General features: G+C 58.0%; 26 protein-coding genes. 13 read left to right on the forward strand and 13 right to left on the reverse strand.

Translation table 11 applies throughout. The annotated features are described in order from the left end of the window. Window positions 1-27: 27 nt before the first annotated feature. Together EE949_RS27705 and EE949_RS27710 are read left to right on the forward strand one after the other, a co-directional pair. The gene (locus EE949_RS27705) at window positions 28-579 is read left to right on the forward strand and encodes a DNA-3-methyladenine glycosylase I (RefSeq protein ID WP_122667200.1); all 552 of its coding nucleotides are present in this window, start codon (window positions 28-30) and stop codon (window positions 577-579) included. Window positions 580-617: 38 nt separating this feature from the next. Beyond that, a complete protein-coding gene (locus tag EE949_RS27710) occupies window positions 618-1,505 on the forward strand; it encodes a lysophospholipid acyltransferase (protein WP_122667201.1) in 888 nt (295 codons plus the stop codon). 104 nt (window positions 1,506-1,609) lie between these two features. On the opposite strand, the gene trkA is transcribed toward EE949_RS27710, so the two are convergent. The 4 genes from trkA to def all read right to left on the reverse strand — a co-directional run bounded on the left by trkA (window position 1,610) and on the right by def (window position 6,071). Then, window positions 1,610-2,983, reverse strand: a complete 1,374-nt coding sequence (trkA, locus tag EE949_RS27715; RefSeq protein ID WP_122667202.1) for a Trk system potassium transporter TrkA — start codon at window positions 2,981-2,983, stop codon at window positions 1,610-1,612. A 163-nt stretch (window positions 2,984-3,146) separates the two neighbouring features. After that, window positions 3,147-4,463, reverse strand: a complete 1,317-nt coding sequence (gene rsmB / locus EE949_RS27720; protein WP_122667203.1) for a 16S rRNA (cytosine(967)-C(5))-methyltransferase RsmB — start codon at window positions 4,461-4,463, stop codon at window positions 3,147-3,149. Beyond that, on the reverse strand, window positions 4,460-5,419 hold the full coding sequence (gene fmt / locus EE949_RS27725; RefSeq protein WP_122667204.1) for a methionyl-tRNA formyltransferase: 960 nt from the start codon (window positions 5,417-5,419) through the stop codon (window positions 4,460-4,462). Before fmt ends, rsmB begins: the two co-directional genes overlap by 4 nt. Window positions 5,420-5,564: 145 nt before the next feature. Further along, window positions 5,565-6,071 carry a peptide deformylase gene (gene def / locus EE949_RS27730; protein ID WP_027901565.1) on the reverse strand — a complete coding sequence of 169 codons (507 nt, stop codon included), beginning with the start codon at window positions 6,069-6,071 and terminating at the stop codon, window positions 5,565-5,567. A gap of 140 nt (window positions 6,072-6,211) precedes the next feature. Here def and EE949_RS27735 point away from each other — a divergent pair, with 140 nt between their 5' ends. From EE949_RS27735 to EE949_RS27745, 3 genes are all read left to right on the forward strand, one after another. Then, window positions 6,212-7,237: a LysM peptidoglycan-binding domain-containing protein gene (locus EE949_RS27735; protein WP_122667205.1), complete on the forward strand. Its 1,026-nt coding sequence runs from the start codon at window positions 6,212-6,214 to the stop codon at window positions 7,235-7,237. A 123-nt stretch (window positions 7,238-7,360) separates the two neighbouring features. Then, window positions 7,361-8,473, forward strand: coding sequence for a DNA-processing protein DprA (gene dprA / locus EE949_RS27740; RefSeq protein WP_122667206.1), 1,113 nt, complete (start codon window positions 7,361-7,363; stop codon window positions 8,471-8,473). Window positions 8,474-8,510: 37 nt separating this feature from the next. Then, the gene (locus tag EE949_RS27745; RefSeq protein WP_122667207.1) at window positions 8,511-9,068 is read left to right on the forward strand and encodes an L-threonylcarbamoyladenylate synthase; all 558 of its coding nucleotides are present in this window, start codon (window positions 8,511-8,513) and stop codon (window positions 9,066-9,068) included. 192 nt (window positions 9,069-9,260) lie between these two features. Here EE949_RS27745 and EE949_RS27750 read toward each other — a convergent pair whose 3' ends face one another. Beyond that, window positions 9,261-10,238: an NADPH:quinone reductase gene (locus EE949_RS27750; RefSeq protein ID WP_122667208.1), complete on the reverse strand. Its 978-nt coding sequence runs from the start codon at window positions 10,236-10,238 to the stop codon at window positions 9,261-9,263. Between the two features lie 174 nt (window positions 10,239-10,412). Between EE949_RS27750 and hemF the strand changes: the two genes are divergently transcribed. Both hemF and aroE read left to right on the forward strand, forming a co-directional pair. After that, complete coding sequence (hemF, locus tag EE949_RS27755) at window positions 10,413-11,330, forward strand: oxygen-dependent coproporphyrinogen oxidase (RefSeq protein WP_122667209.1); 918 nt, start codon at window positions 10,413-10,415, stop codon at window positions 11,328-11,330. Between the two features lie 161 nt (window positions 11,331-11,491). Continuing rightward, window positions 11,492-12,313, forward strand: coding sequence for a shikimate dehydrogenase (aroE, locus tag EE949_RS27760; protein WP_122667210.1), 822 nt, complete (start codon window positions 11,492-11,494; stop codon window positions 12,311-12,313). Here the strand turns inward: aroE and EE949_RS27765 are convergent. The 3 genes from EE949_RS27765 to betC form a co-directional block, all read right to left on the reverse strand. After that, window positions 12,310-13,878, reverse strand: coding sequence for a SulP family inorganic anion transporter (locus EE949_RS27765; protein WP_122667211.1), 1,569 nt, complete (start codon window positions 13,876-13,878; stop codon window positions 12,310-12,312). The genes aroE and EE949_RS27765 overlap by 4 nt on opposite strands. 163 nt (window positions 13,879-14,041) lie before the next feature. After that, window positions 14,042-14,965 carry a choline ABC transporter substrate-binding protein gene (gene choX, locus EE949_RS27770; protein WP_122667212.1) on the reverse strand — a complete coding sequence of 308 codons (924 nt, stop codon included), beginning with the start codon at window positions 14,963-14,965 and terminating at the stop codon, window positions 14,042-14,044. Window positions 14,966-14,999: 34 nt separating this feature from the next. After that, window positions 15,000-16,505: a choline-sulfatase gene (betC, locus tag EE949_RS27775; protein ID WP_122667213.1), complete on the reverse strand. Its 1,506-nt coding sequence runs from the start codon at window positions 16,503-16,505 to the stop codon at window positions 15,000-15,002. 115 nt (window positions 16,506-16,620) lie between these two features. Here betC and EE949_RS27780 point away from each other — a divergent pair, with 115 nt between their 5' ends. Then, the gene (locus EE949_RS27780) at window positions 16,621-17,571 is read left to right on the forward strand and encodes a choline sulfate utilization transcriptional regulator (RefSeq protein WP_122667214.1); all 951 of its coding nucleotides are present in this window, start codon (window positions 16,621-16,623) and stop codon (window positions 17,569-17,571) included. Between the two features lie 234 nt (window positions 17,572-17,805). Continuing rightward, entirely contained in the window at window positions 17,806-18,138 is a 333-nt protein-coding gene (locus tag EE949_RS27785) for a DOPA 4,5-dioxygenase family protein (protein ID WP_122667215.1), read from the forward strand. A gap of 163 nt (window positions 18,139-18,301) precedes the next feature. Here EE949_RS27785 and trpA read toward each other — a convergent pair whose 3' ends face one another. After that, window positions 18,302-19,114: a tryptophan synthase subunit alpha gene (gene trpA, locus EE949_RS27790; RefSeq protein WP_122667216.1), complete on the reverse strand. Its 813-nt coding sequence runs from the start codon at window positions 19,112-19,114 to the stop codon at window positions 18,302-18,304. After that, the gene (gene trpB, locus EE949_RS27795) at window positions 19,111-20,340 is read right to left on the reverse strand and encodes a tryptophan synthase subunit beta (RefSeq protein WP_122667217.1); all 1,230 of its coding nucleotides are present in this window, start codon (window positions 20,338-20,340) and stop codon (window positions 19,111-19,113) included. Before trpB ends, trpA begins: the two co-directional genes overlap by 4 nt. 124 nt (window positions 20,341-20,464) lie before the next feature. Here trpB and EE949_RS27800 point away from each other — a divergent pair, with 124 nt between their 5' ends. Then, a complete protein-coding gene (locus tag EE949_RS27800; protein ID WP_122667218.1) occupies window positions 20,465-21,364 on the forward strand; it encodes a LysR family transcriptional regulator in 900 nt (299 codons plus the stop codon). A gap of 25 nt (window positions 21,365-21,389) precedes the next feature. Here the strand turns inward: EE949_RS27800 and EE949_RS27805 are convergent, their stop codons facing one another. After that, on the reverse strand, window positions 21,390-21,716 hold the full coding sequence (locus tag EE949_RS27805) for a DUF883 family protein (RefSeq protein WP_122667219.1): 327 nt from the start codon (window positions 21,714-21,716) through the stop codon (window positions 21,390-21,392). Window positions 21,717-21,883: 167 nt separating this feature from the next. Between EE949_RS27805 and EE949_RS27810 the strand changes: the two genes are divergently transcribed. Both EE949_RS27810 and EE949_RS27815 read left to right on the forward strand, forming a co-directional pair. Next, complete coding sequence (locus EE949_RS27810) at window positions 21,884-22,099, forward strand: dodecin (protein ID WP_087269534.1); 216 nt, start codon at window positions 21,884-21,886, stop codon at window positions 22,097-22,099. 149 nt (window positions 22,100-22,248) lie between these two features. Then, on the forward strand, window positions 22,249-22,473 hold the full coding sequence (locus EE949_RS27815) for a DUF1161 domain-containing protein (protein ID WP_087269537.1): 225 nt from the start codon (window positions 22,249-22,251) through the stop codon (window positions 22,471-22,473). Window positions 22,474-22,661: 188 nt separating this feature from the next. Here the strand turns inward: EE949_RS27815 and EE949_RS27820 are convergent, their stop codons facing one another. After that, window positions 22,662-23,663 carry an LLM class flavin-dependent oxidoreductase gene (locus EE949_RS27820; protein ID WP_122667220.1) on the reverse strand — a complete coding sequence of 334 codons (1,002 nt, stop codon included), beginning with the start codon at window positions 23,661-23,663 and terminating at the stop codon, window positions 22,662-22,664. Between the two features lie 245 nt (window positions 23,664-23,908). Here EE949_RS27820 and EE949_RS27825 point away from each other — a divergent pair, with 245 nt between their 5' ends. Further along, window positions 23,909-24,340 carry an OsmC family protein gene (locus EE949_RS27825; protein WP_122667221.1) on the forward strand — a complete coding sequence of 144 codons (432 nt, stop codon included), beginning with the start codon at window positions 23,909-23,911 and terminating at the stop codon, window positions 24,338-24,340. Window positions 24,341-24,468: 128 nt separating this feature from the next. Here the strand turns inward: EE949_RS27825 and EE949_RS27830 are convergent, their stop codons facing one another. After that, window positions 24,469-25,128, reverse strand: a complete 660-nt coding sequence (locus EE949_RS27830) for a hypothetical protein (RefSeq protein ID WP_205504776.1) — start codon at window positions 25,126-25,128, stop codon at window positions 24,469-24,471. Window positions 25,129-25,160: the final 32 nt, after the last annotated feature.

Here is a 25,160-nt window from a genome sequence, read left to right on the forward strand (position 1 = left end):
AGCAGCACCTCCACCCTTGGAAGCCCTATGCCACGCTGCTATTGGTGCAACGAAGAGCCGATTTACATCGATTATCACGATCAGGAGTGGGGCGTGCCGTTGCGCGACGCGCAGAAGCTCTTCGAGTTGCTTTTGCTCGAAGGGTTCCAGGCCGGTCTGTCATGGATTACCGTTTTGAAAAAGCGTGCACGTTACCGGGAGGTCATGTTCGGTTTTGATGTGCACCGAATCGCCGCGATGACCGACGATGAAATTGAAGTCCTGATGCAGGAGCCTGGCATCATCCGCAACCGCCTCAAACTCAACGCTGCTCGACGTAACGCGCAGGCATGGTTGAAGCTGGACGACCCTGTCGAATTTCTCTGGTCGTTCGTTGGCGGTGAACAGAAGGTCAACCATCGCAAGGATCGCAGCGAAGTCCCGGCCATCACGCCCGAGGCCGAGGCCATGAGCAAAGCGCTGAAGAAAGCAGGCTTTACCTTTGTGGGCCCGACCATCTGTTACGCCTACATGCAATCGAGCGGCATGGTCATGGACCACACCGTGGATTGTGATCGATACGCGGATTTGGCTCGCTGATGGGTACAATGGCCGCCTTGAGTTTTGGGGAGTGATCTGTGGAAAAGTTTAAAGGTGCCCTCATGGTGGGTGCATTGCGACTGTTTGCCTTGTTGCCCTGGCGCGTTGTGCAGTGGGCCGGTGCGGGTATTGGCTGGTTGATGTGGAAACTGCCGAACCGCTCTCGTGAGGTCGCGCGCATCAACCTGGCTAAATGCTTTCCGGAAATGGACCCTGCCGAGCGCGAGCGTCTGGTCGGTCGTAGCTTGATGGACATCGGCAAGACCCTCACCGAAAGCGCCTGTGCCTGGATCTGGCCCGCTCAGAAATCCATCGATCTGGTGCGCGAAGTCGAAGGCCTCGACGTGCTCAAGGATGCCTTGGCGTCCGGCAAGGGTGTCGTTGGCATCACCAGTCACCTCGGCAACTGGGAAGTGTTGAACCACTTCTACTGCAGCCAGTGCAAACCGATCATTTTCTATCGTCCGCCCAAGCTCAAGGCGGTCGATGACCTGCTGCGCAAACAGCGCGTGCAACTGGGTAACCGCGTGGCGGCGTCCACCAAGGAAGGCATTCTCAGTGTCATCAAGGAAGTGCGCAAAGGCGGCTCGGTGGGTATTCCGGCCGATCCCGAGCCAGCAGAATCAGCAGGGATCTTCGTACCGTTTTTTGCCACCACGGCCCTGACCAGCAAGTTTGTGCCCAACATGCTGGCCGGTGGAAAGGCGGTCGGCGTGTTCCTGCATGCCATGCGCCTGCCGGATGGTTCGGGTTACAAAGTGGTGCTGGAAGCTGCGCCCGAGGCCATGTACAGCACCGACACCGAAACGTCTGCCGCCGCCATGAGTCAGGTGGTGGAGAAGTATGTGCGGGCGTATCCGAGCCAGTACATGTGGACCATGAAGCGCTTCAAGAAGCGCCCTGCCGGTGAAGCGCGCTGGTATTGAGTTGAATTGGCCTTTGTAGGAGCTGCCGAAGGCTGCGAATGCGGTGTGTCATGAAACACGCCTCGCAGCCTTCGGCAGCTCCTACAAGGAAACCACATTCCCGTTTAAAAAAAGCTCAACCCCACCTGAAACAGCCGCTCCACATCGCGGATGTACTTTTTATCCACAAGGAACATGATCACGTGGTCGCCGGTTTCGATAACAGTGGCGTCGTGGGCGATGAGTACTTCGTCGGCACGGATGATGGCGCCAATTGTGGTGCCCGACGGCAACGCGATGTCTTTGATGGCCTTGCCGATCACCTTGCTGGACTTGGCATCGCCGTGCGCAACCACCTCAATGGCCTCGGCTGCACCGCGACGCAGTGAGTGCACACTGACTATATCGCCGCGTCGCACGTGGGCCAGCAAGGTGCCGATGGTTGCCAGTTGCGGGCTGACCGCGATATCGATTTCGCCGCCCTGGACCAGATCGACATAGGCCGGGTTGTTGATGATGGTCATCACCTTGCGTGCGCCCATGCGCTTGGCCAGCAACGACGACATGATGTTGGCTTCGTCGTCGTTGGTCAGGGCCAGGAACAGGTCGGTGTTGGCGATGTTCTCTTCGAGCAGCAGATCGCGATCCGAAGCACTGCCTTGCAGCACTACGGTGCTGTTCAGCGACTCGGACAAGTGTCGGCAGCGCGCCGGGTTCATCTCGATGATCTTGACCTGATAACGGCTTTCGATGGCTTCCGCCAGCCGCTCGCCGATATGCCCGCCGCCCGCGATGACAATGCGTTTGTAGTTCTCGTCCAGACGACGCATCTCGCTCATGACGGCACGAATGTCCGCCTTGGCGGCGATGAAGAACACTTCGTCGTCGGCCTCGATGACCGTGTCGCCTTGCGGCAGGATCGGCCGGTCACGACGGAAGATTGCGGCTACGCGCATGTCAACATTGGGCATGTGCTCACGCAACTGGCGCAGTTGCTGACCGACCAGCGGGCCGCCGTAATAGGCCTTCACCGCCACCAGCTGTGCTTTGCCACCTGCGAAGTCGATCACTTGCAGCGAGCCAGGGTATTCGATGAGACGCTTGATGTAGTTGGTGACGACCTGCTCGGGGCTGATCAGTACGTCGACGGGAATGGCATCGTTGTCGAACAAACCAGCGCGGGTCAGATAGGCCGCTTCCCGCACTCGAGCAATCTTGGTCGGAGTGTGGAACAACGTGTAGGCCACCTGACAGGCGACCATATTGGTTTCATCGCTGTTGGTCACTGCCACCAACATGTCAGCGTCGTCGGCACCGGCCTGACGGAGTACGGTCGGGAACGAGCCGCGGCCCTGTACCGTACGGATATCCAGACGATCGCCCAGATCACGCAGCCGGTCGCCATCGGTGTCGACCACGGTGATGTCATTGGCTTCGCTGGCGAGGTGTTCAGCCAGCGTACCGCCAACCTGCCCTGCGCCGAGGATGATGATTTTCAATCAGTAATTCCTTGAAAGTTAATCGCAGGGACCTGAGGCGATGAAGATTCTGTGGGAGCGAATTTATTCGCGAAGAGGCCAGCACAGTCGGCAAATATTTATCGCCTTTAACATAGCATTCGCGAATGAATTCGCTCCCATGGGTCTCACGACGTAGAGCCTGTCAAGCAGCGATCTTGATCAGTTTGGCGTAATAGAACCCGTCATGTCCGCCTTCCTGCGCGAGCAACTGGCGACCGTGTGGCTGTTTCAGACCGGGCGGCTGCTGGCCGAGCTGACCGGCGATGTCCAGCTCGCGAGCGCCGGAGGTACGGGCCAGGAACGCGTCGATGACTTCGGTGTTCTCCATGGGCAGTGTCGAGCAGGTGGCGTACAGCAGAATGCCGCCGACTTGCAGGGTTGGCCAAAGGGCATCGAGCAACTCGCCTTGCAGCGTTGCCAACGCAGGAATGTCATCAGCCTGACGGGTCAGCTTAATGTCGGGATGACGACGGATCACGCCGGTTGCCGAGCAAGGTGCATCGAGCAGGATGCGCTGAAACGGCTTGCCGTCCCACCATTGGGATGTTTCCCGGGCATCGGCAGCGATCAGTTCGGCGCTCAGGCCCAGGCGCTCAAGGTTTTCGCGCACCCGTACGAGACGCTTGGCCTCCAGATCCACCGCCACTACGCCTGACAGCGCAGGCTGCACTTCCAGCAAGTGACAGGTTTTACCGCCAGGGGCGCAGCAAGCGTCGAGCACTCGTTGGCCTGGCGCCAATTCCAGTAGATCGGCAGCCAGTTGCGCGGCTTCGTCCTGCACGCTGATCCAGCCTTCGGCAAAGCCCGGCAGACTGCGTACATCGCAAGGTTCGGTCAGCAGAATACCGTCCTGACTGAACGTACAGCCGACGGCTTCAATGTCGGCCTTGGCCAGCAGTTCGAGGTATTGATCGCGGCTGTTGTGCCGACGATTGACCCGCAGAATCATCGGCGGATGCGCGTTGTTGGCGGCGCAGATGGCTTCCCACTGCTCCGGCCAGGCGGCTTTCAAGGCTTTTTGCAGCCAGCGAGGGTGCGACGTGCGTACCACCGGGTCATGTTCCAGTTCGGCCAACAACGCTTCGCTCTCACGCTGAGCCCGGCGCAATACCGCGTTCAGCAGAGCTTTCGCCCACGGTTTTTTCAGCTTGTCGGCGCAGCCTACGGTTTCGCCGATAGCCGCATGAGCCGGAATGCGCGAATACAGAAGCTGATACAAGCCCACCAGCAGCAACGCCTCGACGTCGGCATCAGCGGCCTTGAAAGGCTTTTGCAACAGTTTTGCCGCCAGCGCCGAAAGACGCGGCTGCCAGCGGGCGGTGCCGAACGCCAGGTCCTGAGTCAGGCCGCGATCACGAACTTCAACCTTGTCCATCTGCGTCGGCAGCGAACTGTTGAGCGAAGCTTTGCCGCTGAGCACAGCGGCGAGTGCCTTGGCGGCGGCCAGACGCGGGTTCATTGTGCTGTCACCTGTTGGCCCAGCACGGTGCCGATGGCGAATTTCTCGCGACGGCTGTTGAACAGGTCAGTGAAATTCAATGGCTTGCCACCCGGTAATTGCAGGCGGGTCAGACGCAGCGCGCCTTGACCACAAGCGACGATCAGACCGTCCTTGCTCGCTTCCAGAATAGTGCCCGGCTCGCCCTGCCCTTCAGCGAGGCAGGCGGCGAGGACTTTCAAGGCTTCACCGTTCAGCGTGCTGTGGCAGATCGGCCATGGATAGAAAGCGCGAACCAGCCGCTCCAGCTCGTCAGCCGGACGGGTCCAGTCGATACGCGCTTCGTCTTTGTTGAGCTTGTGAGCGTAAGTGGCGAGGCTGTCATCCTGCACTTCGCCGACGAGCGAGCCGTCGGCCAGGCCGGCAATGGCTTGCAACACAGCAGGCGGACCAAGCTCAGCCAGGCGATCATGCAAAGAGCCGCCGGTGTCTTCAGCGGTGATGGGCGTGACGGCCTTGAGCAGCATCGGACCGGTGTCGAGGCCCAACTCCATACGCATCACCGTAACGCCGCTTTCGGCATCACCAGCCTCCACGGCGCGCTGAATCGGCGCCGCACCGCGCCAGCGTGGCAGCAGTGATGCGTGGCTGTTGATGCAGCCCAGACGCGGAATATCCAGCACCACTTGTGGCAGGATCAAGCCGTAAGCGACCACCACCAGCAAGTCAGGCTTGAGCGCAGCCAGTTCAGCTTGGGCCGCAGCATCGCGCAAGGTCGGCGGCTGCAGCACCGGAATATCGTGTTGCAAAGCCAGTTGCTTGACCGGGCTGGGCATCAGCTTTTGTCCACGACCCGCCGGGCGATCAGGCTGGGTGTAGACCGCAATGATCTGGTGGGGGCTGTCGAGCAAGGCCTTGAGGTGTTCAGCGGCAAACTCTGGTGTGCCGGCGAAGACGATGCGCAGTGGCTCAGTCATGGGCTTCTCGTTGGGAAAGGGCATTTTGAACTGTAGGAGCTGCCGAAGGCTGCGATAAGGTTGGAACAACCTTCAGCAACAATGGCCATGGCGACCGGTTCCCGGTCGTTCGCAGCCTGCGGCAGCTCCTACAGTCAGGTAGGAATCAAGCGTTCTGCTTGTGCAGTTTTTCGAGCTTTTTCTTGATCCGGTCGCGCTTGAGGTTGGACAGGTAATCGACGAACAGCTTGCCGTTCAGGTGATCGCACTCATGCTGGATACACACAGCCAACAGGCCTTCAGCGATTTCTTCGTAAGCTTTGCCGTCGCGATCCAGCGCTTTGATACGGACCTTTTGCGGGCGATCGACGTTTTCATAGAAGCCCGGAACGGAAAGGCAGCCTTCCTGGTACTGATCCATTTCGTCGGTCAGCATTTCGATCTCGGGGTTAATGAAAACCCGAGGCTCGCTGCGGTCTTCGCTGAGGTCCATGACCACGACACGTTTGTGGACGTTGACCTGGGTTGCAGCCAGCCCGATACCTGGCGCCTCATACATGGTTTCAAACATGTCATCGACCAACTGACGAATGTCGGCGTCTACTACGGCCACCGGCTTGGCGATGGTGCGCAGGCGCGAATCGGGAAACTCGAGGATGTTTAGAATAGCCATATACGTAAGAGCTGCACTTGTAGGGTAAAGTCAAAATCGGCTGCTAGGCTTTGGACGTCCAGGCGGGGCAACCATTTTTTACACCGAGCCGGATAGGACTCTATGTTCACGCGAAGCAACATGATAAAGGGATTCACTGCATGAGGAAATCACTACTCGCCCTGCTGCTGTTGGCCGCGACCGGTCTTGTGCAGGCGCAAGTGCAACTCAGGGAAGGCCATCCGCAGCGTTACACGGTGGTTGCCGGTGACACGCTTTGGGACATTTCAGGCAAATTCCTCAGCGAGCCCTGGAAATGGCAGGAAATCTGGCGTGCCAACCCGCAGGTCCACGACCCTGATCTGATCTATCCCGGTGATACTTTGTCGCTGAGTTATGTCGACGGTCAGCCACGGGTAACCCTCAATCGTGGTGAGTCACGCGGCACCGTCAAACTCTCGCCCCGGGTGCGTAGCACGCCTATGGTCGAAGCAGTGCCCAGCATCCCTTTGGGGGCGATCAATGCCTTCTTGCTCAGCAACCGTATCGTGGATGCCCCCGAGCAGTTCGACACAGCGCCTTACATCGTGGCCGGAAATGCCGAGCGTGTGCTAAGCGGTATTGGTGACCGTATTTATGCGCGTGGCGCGGTGGATCCTGCCCATTCGGTGTATGGCATCTTCCGTCAGGGTAAAACCTATATCGATCCGGTGACTCAGGAAGTGCTGGGTATCAACGCGGATGAGATTGGCGGTGGTGAGATTGTTGCGTCCGAAGGCGACGTTTCCACGCTGATGCTGCACCGCTCGAACCAGGAAGTACGGGTGGGGGATCGGCTGTTTGCCAGCGAAGAACGCCCAATCAACTCCAGCTTCTTACCCAGCGAGCCGCGCAGCAACATCAATGGCCTGATTATCGACGTTCCTCGGGGCGTGAACCAGGTGGGCGTGATGGATGTTGTGACGGTGGACCGTGGCAGGCGCGATGGCCTGACAGAAGGTAATGTGCTGGCGATCTACAAGACCGGGGAAACTGTCCGGGATCGCATCACCGGTGAACAAGTCAAAATTCCTGACGAGCGCTCCGGACTGCTGATGATTTTCCGCACGTACGAAAAACTCAGCTACGGACTGGTTCTTAACGCCAACCGGTCCCTGGAAGTGTTGGACAAGGTCAGAAACCCTTAGCCTCATGTTGCAGAATTAATACAGATTTTTGTCTTCCGTACCCCAGTTATCAAATTGTTGTTAACAGAGTTATCCACAGGAATGGCCACCCTTCAAGGTGTGCCATAGATCAAGGAAGATCTCATGCCACTGTTTGAAAAAGCTGTCCCTTCGCCTGCGGAACAGGAAGCGCGCCTGCGCTTGCATCGGTTGCCCGAGGTAGGCCCCAAACGATTTTTCAAGTTAATCAGTGCTTTCGGCAGCGCCTCTGCTGCCCTCGGTGCGCCAGCCAGTGCCTGGCGCTCACTGGGTTTGCCGGCGGCCAGTGCCGACGCCCGACGCGATGCGGATGTTCGCGACGGTGCTAGCGCGGCGTTGGCCTGGTTAGAGCGTCCGGACCAGCATTTGCTGATGTGGGGCGACCCTCACTACCCGGCATTGCTAGCGGAAATTCCCGATCCTCCTCCTCTTCTGTTCGTGGCTGGCAACCTCACTATTCTTGACCGACCACAGCTGGGTATGGTCGGCAGCCGCCGAGCTTCGCGTCCGGGGATGGACACGGCTGCCGCTTTTTCCAAAAGTCTCGCCAGTGCCGGTTTTGTCATTACCAGCGGTCTGGCACTGGGCATTGATGGCGCCGCACATCAAGCGGCTCTGGATGTCGGCGGCTCTACAATCGGCGTGTTGGGCACGGGTATCGAAAAACTTTATCCACAGCGACATCGGTCGCTCGCAGCACGGATGATCGCTGAAGGCAGTGCCGTCGTTTCCGAGTTCCCTCTGGACGCTGGGCCTAGCGCCAGTAACTTTCCTCGACGCAACAGAATCATCAGTGGTTTATCCCTTGGAGTGCTGGTAGTCGAAGCCAGTGTCGCCAGCGGTTCTCTGATCACCGCGCGGCTTGCTGCCGAACAAGGCCGCGAGGTCTTTGCCATTCCGGGTTCGATTCACCATCCCGGTGCGCGTGGCTGCCATCAGTTGATTCGGGATGGCGCAGTGCTGGTTGAGACGGTGCATCACATTCTTGAAGCACTACGTGGCTGGCAAGTCGTTGCGCCAACTGAATCTGTGCAGGCGTCCGACGTCGTTATTGATCATCCATTGCTGGCGCTGCTGCATGCCGCGCCCCATACCAGCGAAGCCCTGGCGCACTCCAGCGGCTGGAGCTTGCCGAAGGTGCTCGCAGCGCTGACCGAGTTGGAACTGGACGGCCGTATTACCTGTGAAGCGGGACGATGGTTTGCGCGCGCGGCCTGAGGTTAAACTGCCGACAATGTTTTAGCGGAGAGTGAAAATGGTCAGCAGTTGGCGTGTGCAACAAGCCGCCCGAGAGATTCGCGCCGGTGCGGTAATTGCCTATCCAACCGAAGCGGTGTGGGGGCTGGGTTGTGATCCCTGGGATGAAGAAGCGGTTTACCGGCTGCTGGCGATCAAGTCGCGGCCTGTGGAAAAAGGGCTGATTCTGATCGCGGACAACATTCATCAGTTTGACTTCCTGTTCGAAGATTTTCCGGAGCTGTGGCTTGATCGCATGGCCAGTACTTGGCCGGGGCCTAACACCTGGCTGGTGCCACACCAGAACCTGTTGCCGGAGTGGGTGACCGGTATCCATGAAACCGTGGCATTGAGGGTCAGTGATCACCCTGTAGTGCGAGAACTCTGTGCACTGGTCGGGCCATTGATTTCCACCTCAGCCAACCCTGCTGGTCGCCCCGCGGCGCGAAGCCGACTGCGGGTTGAGCAGTATTTCCGAGGGCAGATTGATTCTGTGCTGAGTGGCAGCCTGGGTGGCCGCCGTAACCCAAGCGTGATTCGCGATATCGCGACCGCCGAGGTTGTTCGGGCGGGGTAAATTCGGTCCCAAGGGTTGAACATGATCTCGGGCTGATGATGGACCTGTGGGACCGAATTTATTCGGGAAGGCGGTGTTTCAGTCGATACATAAGTGGCGGATGTACCAGCCCCTTCGCGAATGAATTCGCTCCCACAGGGAATTTAGCTAGCAGGCCCTCAAAGAATCTCCCTCAGGTGTTTGCATTTCCAATCAAGGAATCAAAATAGTTGAGCCGGTGGTGCGGCGGCCCGACAGTTCGGTCTGCGCTTTGCCTGCATCCTTGAGGGCAAATTGCTGAATGTTATCCACCTTGATCTTGCCGCTAGCGAGCATGTTGAACAGTTCGTCTGCCATGCTTTGCAGGTTCTGTGGGGTGTTGGCGTAGCTGCCCAGGGTTGGGCGAGTCACGTACAGCGAACCTTTACTGGCGAGAATCCCCAGGTTCACGCCCGCCACAGGACCCGATGCATTGCCAAAGCTGACCAGCAGGCCCCGCGGCGCAACGCAATCCAGTGAAGTGCTCCAGGTGTCCTGGCCTACGCCGTCATAGACCACCGGGCATTTCTGGCCATCGGTCAGTTCCAGTACACGCTTGGCTACGTCTTCCTTGCTGTAATCAATCACTTCCCATGCACCCAGTGCTTTGGCGTGAGCGGCTTTCTCGGCGGAACTGACAGTGCCGATCAGCTTTGCGCCCAGCGCCTTGGCCCATTGGGTGGCCAGCGAGCCCACACCACCGGCTGCGGCATGGAACAGGATCGTTTCACCCGGTTTGACGACGTAGGTCTGACGCAGCAAATACTGCACGGTCAAACCCTTGAGCATGACGGCGGCAGCTTGTTCGAAACTGATCGCTTCGGGCAGATGCACCAGATTGGCTTCTGGCAAGGTATGCAGCTCGCTGTAGCTGCCAAGCGGACCGGTGCCATAGGCAACGCGGTCGCCGACTTTGAAACGGCTGACTTCGCTGCCTACCGCATCAACGATCCCCGCGCCTTCATTACCCAGACCCGACGGGAAGGACGGGACCGGATACAGGCCGCTACGGAAGTAGGTTTCAATGAAATTCAGGCCGATGGCCTTGTTGCGCACACGTACCTGTTGCGGGCCAGGCTGGGCCGGTTCGAAGTCCACATACTCAAGAACTTCCGGGCCGCCGGTTGTGCTGAACTGGATACGCTTTGCCATTTTGTTCTCTCCATGATCATCGAAACAGGAATGTGAAAGCGCTCTATCGGACTCCTTCGTTTGCGCTTCGTCAACTGCGGTCGATTGGTCGCGGGTGGTATGCTACGCGCCAATTTCGCTGCGCCCCTTCAAGTCCGGGTGCCCAGCCGTTTGAAGTCAGTTTAAGAGGTCGCCATGTCTTCTAGCCGCACTGAGGCCGTCAAAGCCTATCTGCTCGATCTGCAAGACCGCATCTGTACTGCCCTGGAACAGGAAGACGGCGATGCCACTTTCGTCGAGGACGCCTGGACTCGCCCTGCTGGCGGCGGTGGCCGTACCCGTGTGGTAGAGAATGGTGCAGTGATTGAGAAAGGCGGCGTCAACTTCTCTCACGTGTTCGGCACCAGCCTGCCGCCGTCAGCGAGTGCCCATCGGCCTGAGCTGGCCGGGCGTGGTTTCGAAGCGCTGGGCGTGTCGCTGGTGATTCATCCGCACAACCCGCATGTGCCGACTTCTCACGCTAATGTACGGTTCTTTATCGCTGAGAAAGAAAGCGAAGAAGCGGTCTGGTGGTTCGGCGGAGGTTTCGATTTGACGCCCTATTACGGCGTCGAAGAAGACTGTGTGCATTGGCACCGGGTTGCCGAGCAAGCGTGTGCGCCGTTTGGTGCCGATGTCTATCCACGTTACAAAGCCTGGTGTGATAGCTACTTTCACCTCAAGCATCGGAACGAGCCACGCGGCGTCGGCGGCTTGTTTTTTGATGATTTGAACCAGTGGGATTTCGATACCAGCTTTGCCTTCATGCGCGCGATTGGCGATGCCTTTATCGACGCTTATCTGCCCATCGTGCGTCGTCGCAAAGCAGACGCTTATACCGCGCAGCAGCGTGAGTTTCAGGAATTCCGTCGTGGGCGCTATGTGGAATTCAACCTCGTTTACGACCGCGGTACGTTGTTTGGCCTGCAATCGGGCGGACGTACCGAGTCGATCCTCATGTCGCTGCCGCCGCAAGTGCGCTGGGGTTATGACTGGAAAGCTGTGCCAGGCAGTGAAGAAGCGCGCCTGACCGAGTACTTCCTGCAGGATCGGGACTGGTTGGCGTTGGAGTAACTAACTCCAACGCTTTGTTTAATTGAAATAGATTCCCTGTGGGAGCGAATTCATTCGCGAAGGGGCCGGTACAGCCGCAACATACTGGTCGACAGAAATGCCGCCTTCGCGAATGAATTCGCTCCCACAGGTGGTACGTCGCTCGGCTTCCAGGAATATCAATGGACCACTACGTCGTCTTCGGCAATCCCATCGGCCACAGCAAGTCACCGCTGATTCATGGCCTGTTCGCCGAACAAACCGGTCAGCAGCTGGATTACCGCACCGCGCTGGCGCCGCTGGATGACTTCACCGCATTCGCTAAAGCCTTCTTCGACGAAGGCCGTGGCGCCAATGTGACCGTGCCGTTCAAGGAACAGGCTTATCGCATGGTCGACAGCCTGACTGAACGTGCCCGACGCGCGGGCGCGGTCAACACGTTGAGCAAGCTGGCTGACGGCACCTTGTTGGGCGATAACACCGATGGCGCGGGGCTGGTGCGGGATCTGACGGTTAATTGCGGCTTGAGCTTACAGGGCAAGCGCGTCCTGTTACTGGGCGCTGGCGGCGCAGTGCGTGGAGCGTTGGAGCCGTTGCTGGCCGAGCGCCCTGCGGTTTTGGTCGTCGCCAATCGCACCGTGGAAAAAGCTGAACTGCTGGCCCGGCAATTCGCGGATCTGGGACAGGTTTTTGCCAGCGGCTTCGATTGGCTGGAAGAGTCCGTGGACGTCATCATCAACGCCACCTCCGCGAGCCTGGCCGGAGAGCTGCCGCCGATTTCGCCGAGCCTGATCGAACCCGGTAAAACCTTCTGCTACGACATGATGTACGGCAGCGAGCCTACGGCCTTCTGCCGCTGGGCCGCTGAGCATGGCGCAGCGCAATCGGTGGATGGCCTGGGCATGCTGGTCGAGCAAGCCGCCGAGGCATTTCTGCTATGGCGCGGCGTGCGACCGGATTCTGCTCCGGTGCTGGCGGAGTTACGTCGGCAACTCGCCGCTTAATCCTCAAATAGAATCGGGCATTGCTCCGCCCCTTCCAGCTTGCGCAACTCATCGATCACCTGCGGCCTGGCCCGACGTAACGTCAGGGTCCGGTTGTGCTTGCCCAGACGCCGGGCCTCCTGATGGAGCATCTCGACGCCTGAGTAATCGATGAAGTTGATGTGCTGCGCCTCAATGACCACATGCTTGCCTTCCGTGCGCTGCAGTCTGGTTTGCAGGTAATGGCTGGCGCCGAAAAATATCGACCCGCCGACCCGCATGATGTCTTCGTCGCCGTCGCGCCACTGCTGCACGCTCGGTTGCGAGGTGCGCTTGAGGTAAAAGAACAGCGACGCCAGCACTCCCGCGTAAATAGCGGTTTGCAGCTCTAGCAGCAGAGTTGCGATGCACGTCAGGGCCATGACCAGAAACTCCGAGCGGCTGACCCGGTACAAGGCGCTGATGCCACGTCGGTCCACCAGACCCCAGCAGATCAGAAGAATCGAAGCGGCCATTGCCGGGATAGGAATGTGCGCGATCAACGAAGCCCCGGCGACGGCGAACAGCGCGACCCACAGGGCGGAAAAGATGCCGGCCAGCGGCGATCGGGCACCTGCCTCAAAGCTCAGCGCCGAACGGGTAAACGAACCCGCTGACAAAAAACCCGAAAACAGACTGCCGACCATATTCGACAGGCCCTGAGCGCGGACCTCCTGATTGGCGTCGATCATTTGCTGAGAGCGCGTGGACAACGAACGGGAAATCGACAGGCTGTTGACCAGCCCCAGCATGCCCACCGCCACAGCACTCGGCAGCAGCTTGAGAATCAGCTCCAGATCCAGCGGCAGCGGGCTCAGCGGTGGCAGATGCCCGACAAAGGCTGAGACCACGCGCACATGGCCAAACATCGCAGGCCAGAGCCAGACCAACAGGCTGGACGCGATCAGGGTTATCAGTAGCGTTGGCCAGCGTGGGACCAGCAGCTTCAAGCCAATACCCAGTGCCAGGGTCAGCAGACCTAAAACCAACGAGGCTTTATCCAGTTCGCCCCGATGCTCAAGCACCGCAATCAGGCTTTTCAGAGCTGTGGTCTGGCTGGGCAAATCGATACCGATCAGGTTAGGCATCTGCCCCAGGGCAATCACCACTGCGGCGCCCAGAGTGAACCCCAGCACGACTGAATGGGAGACGAAGTTGACCAGCGCACCAAAGCGCACCATCCCGAGCAATAACTGAAACAGCCCGGCAATGAACGTCAGCAACAGGATCAGGGTGATGTAATCCTGACTGGCCGGGACCGCCAGCGGGCTGATACTGGCGTAGAGCACGACGGAAATAGCCGCCGTCGGGCCACAGATCAGGTGCCACGAGGAGCCCCACAAACAGGCAATCATGACCGGCACTATCGCCGCGTATAAACCGTACTCGGCAGGCAGCCCGGCAATCAGGGCATAAGCAATGGACTGTGGCAGCGCCAGAATCGCCCCGCTCAAACCGACCACCGCATCACGCCCTACCGTGGCACGGGTCTGCCGGGGAAGCCAGGCAAGGAAAGGCAGAAATTTATGGCGATTGAGCCAACCCATGAAACGCTCTTTGAAGGATTGCGGAGGGGGTAAGGGTGAGGTGTCAGGCAGTTAGGTGCAAGGCTGTGTACCTGTAGGAGCTGCCGAAGGCTGCGAAAGCAATATTCCTGACACATCGCTTCGCAGCCTTCGGCAGCTCCTACAGGTTCGTATGCTTGGGCTTTTAAAGCTTCGCCTTCACCGCCGCCAGCGCATCTTTGTCATCAATGGTCTTCACCCCATCCAGCCATTTATCCAGCACGGCCGGGTTGGCCTTGATCCAGGTTTTGACCGCAGCAGCATTGGTGACTTTGTTATTGGTGACATCAGCCATGATGCTGTTCTCCATGTCCTGAGTGAACGTCAGGTTGGTCAACAGTTTGCCTACATTCGGGCAGGCTTCGGCGTAGCCTTTGCGGGTCAGGGTATGCACGGTGCCGGTGTCGCCGAAGTATTTCTCGCCGCCTTTGAGGTAGTGCATTTTGATTTGCACGTTCATTGGATGCGGGGTCCAGCCAAGGAAAACCACGAACTTGTCGCGTTTGATATTGCGCTGCACTTCGGCCAGCATCGCCTGCTCACTGGACTCCACCAGCTTCCAGCCTCCCAGGTCGAATTCGTTTTTCTTGATGATCTCCTGAATCGACAGGTTGGCAGGCGCGCCTGAACCAATCCCGTAAACCTTCTTCTCGAACTTGTCGGCGAATTTGTTCAGGTCGGCAAAGTCATGCACGCCCGCGTCCCAGACGTAATCCGGTACGGCCAGGGTGAATTCGGTGCCGTCCAGGTTCTTCGCCAGTTGGGTGACATCCCCGGTTGCGACGAACTTGTCATAGAAACCCTGCTGCGCGGGCATCCAGTTACCCAGGAAGACGTCCAGCTTGCCATCCTTGAGGCCGCCGTAAGCAATCGGCACCGCCAGGGTGTCCACCTTGGGCTTGTAGCCCATGCCTTCCAGCAGGAAGCCGGCAATCGCGTTGGTCGCGGCAATGTCGCTCCAGCCAGGATCAGCCAGTTTGACGGTGCTGCAACTTTGCTCGGCAGCCTGTACCGCAAGGCTGCTCAACGCCATAACCCCGATCACAAGTGTTTTGGATAACGTCTTCATTAACTTCCCCTAGTTTTTTGATTTTTTGGCAGGGTCAAGGTTGTGGATAACGTGCCTTGCGCTCCAGATCGTCCAGATCAATGTGGTTGCGCATGTACTGCTGACTGGCGTCTACCAGCGGCTGGTGATCCCAACTCTTCAGCTTGCCGAGTGCCAGCGATTCAGCGACAAAGCGCCGTCTACGCTGGCTGGCGAGCACCTGGAGGTGTATCGCCGGTATATCCCATTTGGCTCGTGCTTCAGCCAGGAATTCAGTGAACAGTTGCTGGTGAATGTCCGACTGGCTCAGCTCTTCCAGCTCCTGCGGATCGTTATGGACATCGAATAGCAGGCATGGGTCCTGCTCCGAGTAAATGAATTTGTACGCGCCGCGCCGGATCATCATCAATGGGCTGTTAGTGCCTTCGGCCATGTACTCACCGAACACTTCATCGTGTCCATCCTCACCCAGCAAATGCGGGATCAGCGACTGACCGTCCAGTGGCAAACCGTCTACCAGTTCGCCCTCGGCCATTGCTACAAAAGTCGGCAGTAGGTCCGCGGTTGAAACCGCGGCAGCAACACGTCCGGCTTTGTACTGGCCTGGCGCATAAACCAGCAGCGGTACGCGAGCCGCCATTTCAAACCAGTGCATTTTGTACCAGAGACCGCGCTCGCCCAGCATGTCGCCGTGGTCGCCGGAGAACACCACAATGGTGTCCTCGGCCAGGCCGATGTCTTCCAGCGTCTGCATCAGCTTGCCGACATTGCTGTCGATGTAGCTGCAAGCGCCGAAGTAAGCGCGCCGGGCATCGCGGATTTTCTCGTCAGGCAGCGGCTTGTCCCACAGATCATAGACCTTCATCAGGCGTTGAGAGTGCGGATCCTGATCGGCCTGATCCGGCCGGTGCTGCGGCAGGGGAATGTCATCATCGCTGTACAGGTCCCAGAACGGTTTGGGGATGGTGTATGGGTCATGCGGATGAGTCATTGAGACGGTCAGGCAGAACGGTTGATCGCCGTCGTTGCGCACGTGATCGAACAGGTATTGCTGGGCTTTGAAGACCACTTCTTCATCGAAGTCCAGCTGGTTGGTGCGCACGCATGGGCCTGCTTGAAGCACCGATGCCATGTTGTGATACCAGGTCGGACGCACATCTGGCGCGTCCCAATTGACGGACCAGCCATAGTCGGCTGGATAGATATCACTGGTCAGGCGTTCTTCGTAGCCATGCAGTTGATCAGGCCCGCAGAAATGCATCTTGCCGGACAGGGCGGTCTTGTAGCCCAACCGGCGCAGATAGTGCGCGTAAGTCGGGATATCGGCGGGGAACTCTGCGGCGTTGTCATAGGCGCCGATCTTGCTGGGCAACTGACCGCTCACCAGCGTGAAGCGCGACGGCGCGCACAGTGGACTGTTGCAGTAGGCGGCGTCGAACACCACGCCTTCAGCGGCGAGGCGGCTCAAATGAGGCATCTTGATGGGAGATGAGGCGTAGAACGGCAACATCGGCGCGGCCATTTGATCGGCCATGATGAAAAGAATATTTTTGCGCTTCATGTATTTCGCGGCATCCCATAGTGAATATTTATGCGAAAGTGCTGCGATTGAGGATGGGACCCATGCGTGCCGTGGTAAAGCCCATGTAAGGCAATGCCTAGGATAAGTACAGCTTATGTTTGAATCGCTTGGTGATATGTCGCTGGATCTGTTGCGTGCGTTCGAGGCCGCGGCGCGTTTGCGCAGTTTCACGGCGGCAGCGATTGAACTGGGTACCACTCAGCCCGCCGTCAGTCAGCAGATCAAGCGCCTTGAAGAGCAACTGGCGACACGGTTATTCGACCGGATTTACCGTGGCATTGAGCTGACGGATGCCGGCGAAATTCTGTTCAACCATGTGCAGTCCGGTCTGCAGTCGATGGATGCCGGGTTGATCACCATCACTCATCAGCACCAACATGAAGTTCTGCAGGTGGCTACTGATTTCGCGTTTGCCGCCTATTGGCTTATGCCACGTCTTCATCGCTTTCACGAGGCCAATCCTGATGTGGACGTCAGCCTGGTCACCAGTGAGCGCAGCCACAGCATGCTGCGCGCCGATATCGACGTTGCGGTGTTGTTCGGTGATGGGCGTTTCAAACAGGGGGAAAGCCGTTGGCTGTTCAGCGAAGAGGTTTTCCCGGTGTGCAGCCCGCAATTGTTGGCCGGACGCGAGCCGCCGTTATCCAATGATGTACTGCGCGAATTCCCGCTGCTGCACTTGCGTGGTGAAAGCAGCGCCAACTGGTTCGACTGGGGGGGCGTGTTCAGAGCGCTGAATATTCCTCAGGCCCCTGCTCCCGGGCAGTTACGCTTCGACAACTACACCTTGCTGATTCAGGCAGCCATTGCGGGCCAGGGCGTGGCCATTGGTTGGCGTCATCTGGTGGATGCCCTGCTTGATCAAGGCCTGCTGTGCCGCCCCATCGCTGCGACGGCGATTTCGGGTTATGGCTATTACGTGGTTCTGCCGCAACGCAAACGAAGGGTGCAGATCGTTCAGCAGTTTGTGGACTGGCTGGCGAGTGAGCAGGCGCAGAGTGGACCGTCGCTGACGGGCAGGCCTTTGCCGTCGATTGCGGTATAAAAGAAGCGTTGCTGGCGCTGACGCCAGGTTGTTGTCGCAAAGTCGTTCAGAAAAAACGGGACCCTGTGGGAGCGAATTTATTCGCGAAAGCGGTGTGTTGGACTCTGGTATTTTCCAGGATTGGCCCCTTCGCGAATGAATTCGCTCCCACAGTAAGATCCCATTTCAATCCAGGTTATTGCGGCACCTGATAAGAACCGCCTGATTCGATTATCCAGAGGAGCACTTACACCCATGTCAGAGATTCAGGGCTATCACGCCCACGTTTACTTCGATGCTGACACTATCGAGCAGGCACGTGCCTTGTGTGAGGCGGCGGTCGAGAAGTTTGGTTTGGCGATGGGCAGGGTTCACGAGCGTCCGGTCGGCCCGCATACCGACTGGAGTTGTCAGTTGGCATTCGATCATCAGCAGTTTGCCGATGTCATGCTTTGGCTGGCGCTGAACCGCAATGGTCTGGTGGTGTTTACCCATCCGCTGACGGGCGATGAGCTAGCGGATCATACCGAGCATGCGATCTGGATGGGGGCGGTACGGCCTTTGAATGTGGAGATGTTCAGGCGCTAATGCGAAATAAATCGGAACCTGTGGCTCTGACACCGCGCTGTCGTGCAGTAGCCATTGGGTCTGTAGGAGCGAGCTTGCTCGCGATGGCGTCAGTTCAGGCGATCAATTCGTCGGCCAAGAGACCCAATCGCGAGCAAGCTCACTCCTACAGTCAGCTTTACCTTCAGCTCACACGGGCTTTACGTACGCCTTCAGCCAAGGCTGCACACAGGCTCAGCACGTCGTCGACGCCCTGCTCTGGCGACGCGGCATTGGCGATCTTGTCCACCAGGGCCGAACCCACCACTACGCCGTCCGCGAGGCGAGCGATGGCAGCCGCCTGCTCCGGTGTACGGATACCGAAGCCGACACAGATCGGCAGGCTGGTATGGCGATGCAGGCGCTCGATTGCGCCTTCAACGTGCTCCATCGTCGCTGAACCTGCGCCGGTCACACCCGCAACCGACACGTAGTAGACGAAGCCGGAACTGCGCTCAAGAACCCGTGGCAGACGCGCATCGTCAGTGGTTGGCGTGGTCAGGCGGATGAAATCGATACCGGAAGCCTGAGCAGGCGTCGCCAGTTCGGCGTCATGCTCGGGCGGCAAGTCAACGATGATCAAACCATCGACGCCCGCCTCGCTGGCTGCGGCCACGAACTTCTCGACACCAAAACGATGGATCGGGTTGTAGTAACCCATCAGCACAATCGGCGTGGTCTGGTCTTCGACGCGAAACTCGCTGACCATTTGCAAGGTTTTCAGCAGCGTCTGACCTGCGTCCAGAGCGCGCAAGGTAGCGAGTTGAATCGCTACGCCGTCGGCCATTGGGTCGGTGAAGGGCATGCCCAATTCGATCACGTCGGCACCGGCAGCGGGCAGGCCCTTGAGCACTTTCAGGGAGGTGTCGTAACCTGGGTCGCCTGCGGTGACGAAGGTCACCAGTGCTGCGCGGCCTTCGGTTTTCAGCTGGGCGAAACGTTGTTCGAGGCGGCTCATACCAGCTTCTCCTGATTCTGTTCGGCGGCGGCCATGTGATTCATGACGGTTTGCATATCTTTGTCACCGCGACCCGACAGGCACACCACCATCAAGTGATCATCGCGCAGGTTGGTGGCGCGTTTCATGGCCTCGGCGAGGGCGTGCGCGGTTTCCAGTGCCGGGATGATGCCTTCCAGCAGGCAGCAATGATGGAAGGCTTCCAGCGCTTCTTCGTCGGTGATACTGACGTATTCGACGCGTTTCACTTCGTGCAGGTAAGCGTGCTCCGGGCCAATGCCTGGGTAGTCCAGACCGGCAGAGATCGAATGCGCGTCAGTGATCTGGCCGTCATTGTCCTGCAGCAAGTAGGTGCGGTTGCCGTGCAATACGCCTGGCACACCACCATTGAGGCTCGCGGCATGTTTGTCGGTATCAACGCCATGGCCACCGGCTTCGACGCCAATGATTTCCACGCTGCTGTCATCGAGGAACGGGTGGAACAAGCCCATGGCGTTGGAACCGCCACCGACGCAAGCGATCAGGCTGTCAGGCAGACGACCTTCTTTTTCTTGCATCTGAACCTTGGTTTCCTTGCCGATGATCGACTGGAAGTCACGGACCATCGCTGGATACGGGTGCGGGCCAGCCACAGTGCCGATCAGGTAGAAGGTGTCATCGACGTTGGTGACCCAGTCACGCAGGGCTTCGTTCATTGCGTCTTTCAGAGTGCCGGTACCGGAGGTCACAGGGACGATTTCAGCGCCCAGCAACTTCATGCGGAATACGTTGGCTTGCTGGCGCTCAATGTCGGTAGCGCCCATGTAGATCACGCAAGGCAGGCCAAAACGTGCTGCAACAGTGGCCGTTGCCACGCCGTGCATGCCCGCGCCGGTTTCGGCGATCAGGCGCTTTTTGCCCATGCGCTTGGCCAGCAGCACCTGGCCGATACAGTTATTGATCTTGTGCGCGCCGGTATGATTGAGCTCTTCGCGCTTGAAGTAGATTTTCGCGCCGCCGCAGAACTCGGTCAGGCGCTCAGCGAAATACAAAGGGTTGGGACGACCGATGTAATCGCGCTGGAAATAGGCCAGTTGCTCGACGAATTCAGGATCGGCTTTTGCAGCTTCGTACTCGCGGTTCAGGTCGAGTACCAATGGCATCAGGGTTTCGGCCACGTAACGGCCGCCGAATGAACCGAACAGGCCGTTGGCGTCTGGGCCATTACTGAAGTTGGTCTGGGTCATGTGACCTCCAGGGTCGAAAAGCGAATGAGTGAGCCGGATCGGCAATGAGCACACTTTAACCAGCGCCAACCCATCTGAAAACCGATAAGATCTCGGCAACCTGTCAGGAAAACTCACAGATATCATGAGCCGGGACCTTCCTCCGTTAAACGCATTGCGGGCCTTTGAAGCTACTGCGCGCTTGAACAGCGTCAGTCAGGCGGCTGAACAGCTGCACGTTACACACGGTGCCGTGAGTCGGCAGTTGAAAGTGCTTGAAGAACACTTGGGCGTCGCCTTGTTCGTCAAGGACGGCCGTGGCCTTAAACTCACAGATGCGGGTATTCGCCTGCGAGACGCCAGCGGCGACGCGTTTGACCGTCTGCGCACGGTGTGTGCCGAGCTTAGCCAGGGTAATGCAGACGCCCCGTTTGTATTGGGCTGTTCCGGGAGCTTGCTGGCGCGCTGGTTCATTCCGCGCTTGGGGCGATTGAATGCTGACCTGCCGGATCTGCGATTGCACTTGTCAGCGGGTGAAGGCGATCTGGATCCGCGTCGCCCCGGGCTGGATGCGTTGCTGGTGTTCGCTGAGCCGCCGTGGCCTGCGGACATGCAGGTGTTCGAGTTGGCGAGTGAGCGGATTGGTCCGGTGTTAAGTCCGCACTTCGCCCGTTATGCTCAGTTGCAGCAAGCTCCGCTGCACGAGTTACTCAACGAAACCCTTCTGCAAACCACTTCGCGACCGCAAGCCTGGCCCAGCTGGGCGCAACAAAACGGCATCGACCCGAAAGCGCTGCAATATGGGCAGGGTTTTGAGCATCTGTATTATTTGCTGGAGGCGGCCGTCGCAGGCCTGGGTGTTGCAATTGCGCCCGAGCCGCTGGTGGCAGATGACTTGCGGGCTGGGCGCCTGGTTGCGCCATGGGGCTTCAGCGAAACCCCGGCGCAACTGGCGTTATGGGTTCCCAAACGTGCCGCTGACGGGCGCGCTCAATCATTGGCCAAGTGGCTAAAAAATGAGCTGAAACGTTCGGGAAGGCCCTAGCTGCACTAAACGCGAGCAGCTTTGATCAGTTGCCGCGTTTGCACAGCAGGTAGGCAGCCAACAGGCCAACCGCACCGACTGCAACACCGGCTGTAGTCCATGGATGCTCTTGCGCGTAGTCGCGAGTAGCAACGCTGGTTTCACGGGTTTTGACTTTAACGTCTTCGTACACATCGCTCAGCAAGCTGCGCGAGTGGCTCAGCGCGCTTTCAGCGTTGGCTTTCAAATTTTTGAGAGTCCTGCGCGATTCGTCCGAAGCATCGGATTTCAGGCTTTCCAGCGATTTCAGCAGACTTTCGATTTCCGCTTCCATGCTTTGAAGCGAGGCTTTACGTAGTGAAGTGCTAGCCATGATGTTTCTCCTGCAATGGTGAGTGGCGTGTGTTGTTTCCGACTACAGGCTTTTCAGAAAGTGCGTTTGCGTTTTCGCAAAGTGCTGAACTTTTATGCCGCTTTTCCCCACAGAGGTAAGGAGCGCAGTGACTGCTACGCTCGTAAAGGACCTTTAGGAGAACTGCCATGACTGATCATCACACGTACAAGAAGATCGAGCTGGTTGGCTCGTCTACCACCACCATCGAAGACGCGATCAACAATGCGTTGGCCGAAGCCAGTAAAAGCATCAAGCATCTTGAATGGTTTGAGGTCGCAGAGACCCGGGGCCATATTGAAGATGGCAAGGTTGCGCACTATCAGGTGACCCTGAAAGTGGGTTTTCGAATTGCCAACAGTTGATCATTGATGAACTTTCGCACTGGCTGAATGCCATATCCTCCGCTACACAGATAGAGCCCGCTGCGGCGAACAATCGTCGGCGTGGTTAATTCTTTCAGGTTATCTGCGCTGCCGATGACCTGTTTTGGCCTGACGAAGGAGTTTGACCAATGAAGAAGTTTCTATTGGCGGTAGGTTTGCTGAGCATCGCCGGGACCACCCTGGCGGCTGGCAAACCGTGCGAAGAGTTGAAAGCGGAAATTGACGCTAAGATCCAGGCTAAAGGCGCTTCGTCCTACACGCTTGAAGTCGTCGATAAAGGCAGCGTGACCGACAAGACCGTTGTCGGCAGCTGTGAAGGCGGCACCAAGGAAATCGTGTATCAGCGCGGCTGATCGGATTGCGGATACAAAAAAACCGACTGGTTGAAGTCGGTTTTTTTGTGTCTTTTTTTCTACTGCGGACACTTGTGGGACCGAATTCATTCGGGAAGGCGGCATTCCTGTCGATAAAGATGCTGTGGATGTATCGGCCCCTTCGCGAATGAATTCGCTCCCACAGATTCAGCGTCGGTGCTGAAACCTCAGCCTCTTGCTGCCTCAGCCAGAATTTCATATGAGCGCAACCGGTCTGCATGCTCATACATATCGCAGGTGAAGATCAGTTCATCAGCATCAGTCTGCTCCAGCAAGACATCCAGCCTGGCGCGGATTTTCTCTTTGCTACCGACCATCGCCAGGCCAAGGAAGTCAGCTACGGCGGCTTTTTCGTGAGGCAGCCACAGGCCTTCCATGCTTTCCACTGGTGGCTTCTGCACCAGGCTCTGGCCGCGCATCAGCGAAAGAATCCGTTGATACAGCGACGTCGCCAGATATTCAGCGTGCTCGTCTGTGTCGGCCGCCACCAAAGGCACGCCGAGCATCACGTATGGCTTGTCGAGCACCGCCGAAGGTTCGAAGTGATTGCGATAAACCCGAATGGCTTCATGCATGTAACGCGGCGCAAAGTGCGAAGCAAACGCGTAAGGCAAGCCGCGTTGCCCGGCGAGTTGGGCACTGAACAGGCTCGAGCCTAGCAACCAGATCGGCACATTGGTGCCCGTCCCAGGCACAGCGATCACTCGTTGATCAGGCGTGCGCGGGCCGAGATAGGCCATGAGCTCAGCCACATCTTCAGGGAAGTCATCAGCGCTACCGGAGCGTTCCCGGCGCAAGGCGCGAGCGGTCATCTGGTCAGAGCCGGGCGCACGGCCAAGGCCCAGGTCGATCCGACCCGGATACAGGCTTGCCAGGGTGCCGAATTGCTCGGCAATCACCAGTGGAGCGTGGTTGGGCAGCATCACACCACCTGCCCCCACACGAATCGTCGAAGTGCCGCCCGCCAGATAGCCAAGCAGCACTGAAGTCGCCGAACTGGCGATGCCGTCCATGTTGTGATGCTCGGCCACCCAGAAACGGTTGTAGCCCAGTTTCTCGACGTGTTGCGCCAGGTTCAGCGAGTTGCGCAGAGACTCTGCAGGGCCTTTGTCGTGGCGCACGGGAACCAGATCCAGCGTAGAAATTTTCACATCAGATAAACGTTTCATAGGTCGTCAACGATCCTCGAAAGTGTTTTGCAGGCTTGGTGCATGACCCGTCAGATGAAGAAAACGCTGATGACCGAAACCCGCGGTTGTTAAAGAGGATAAGGGCATATGCTGCAGATTCAATCCCTAAAGTAGAAAAATGCTACTTTATTTTCGGATCTTCCCTTCTGTTGAACTTTCCAGAGCGAGCTATCCTCAGAACCCTTAACCCTGTGCGAAACAGCACATACCCACGAGGAGACACCATGAGCATTGTCAAAAAAGCATCGGCCCACTGGGAAGGCGACCTGAAGACGGGCATCGGCAGTATCTCCACCGAAACCGGTGTATTGCGCGAAGCCCCCTATGGCTTCAAGGCTCGCTTCGAAGGCGGCAAAGGCACTAACCCTGAAGAGTTGATCGGCGCAGCGCACGCTGGCTGCTTCTCCATGGCGCTGTCAATGATTCTGGGCGGTGAGAACCTGACTGCCGAAAGCATCGATACCACTGCTGATGTCACCCTGGATCAGGTTGATGGTGGCTTCGCAATCACCGCCGTACACCTGACGCTGAAGGCCAAAGTGCCTGGCGCTACTCAAGAGCAGTTCGACAAGCTGACCGCCGCGGCCAAAGAAGGCTGCCCGGTGTCGAAAGTCCTGAACGCGAAAATCACCCTGGACGCTACGCTGCTTAGCTGAGCCTGTTAAAACTGCAGCAGAAGATTGACCTGTAGGAGCTGCCGAAGGCTGCGATAGCGGAGTCTCAGGACTATCGCTTTCGCAGCCTTCGGCAGCTCCTACAGTGTTCGGCGTAGGGTCGACTCTCCCTACCCCTCCACATCCAGCATCCATTTGCGACGAACCTTTCGACGATGCCAGGCCGAGTTGTATTGGCGGCTTTCGCGCGCTTGAGCAATCAGCTGGCAGCCACCCTCTTCGGCAGTCCCTAACGTGAACCCACGGCTAGCGCCGATGGCATGTTTATCAGAGCCGTAGAAAGCGATCACCCGCACTTCCAGGCTGGAAAAAACCCAGTCCTGCGTCGGTTTGTGGCCTTGCATGGGAATCGCGTGAAGCAGCGCCAAACGCTGGATCAGTGAAGCAAAGGAGCCGATGTGGGTGAAGTCGCCGGTACCCAGCGGCCCTTGGCGGGTGGCGTTGTGCAGGATCAGATCCTGTTCAATCTCGCCTTTGCTTTCCTCACGAATGTCAGTGACATCGCAACACAACTCGCCTTGGTTGGTGTTGAGCACCAGCACGATCTGATTAATGAAAATCGGCTCGGCGCTCATATTGCTGATCAGACACAGCGAGCCAATACCTTTCCCGGCCCCCCGGTTGATGATGATCCGAGGCCTGCGCTGGCGACGGTAATTGTTCAATAGTAATTGTGCGTAAAGCACCCAGACGATCAGCGTACCAATGCTGATCAGGACCGTTAATGCGTCCTTGTACTGAATAACCCACTGGATAAAAGGTGCGTTCATACATCACTCAGGCAGTTAATCGTCTGGATGTG

Origin of the sequence: Pseudomonas viridiflava, from assembly GCF_900602065.1 — a bacterium.
GTDB lineage: Bacteria > Pseudomonadota > Gammaproteobacteria > Pseudomonadales > Pseudomonadaceae > Aquipseudomonas.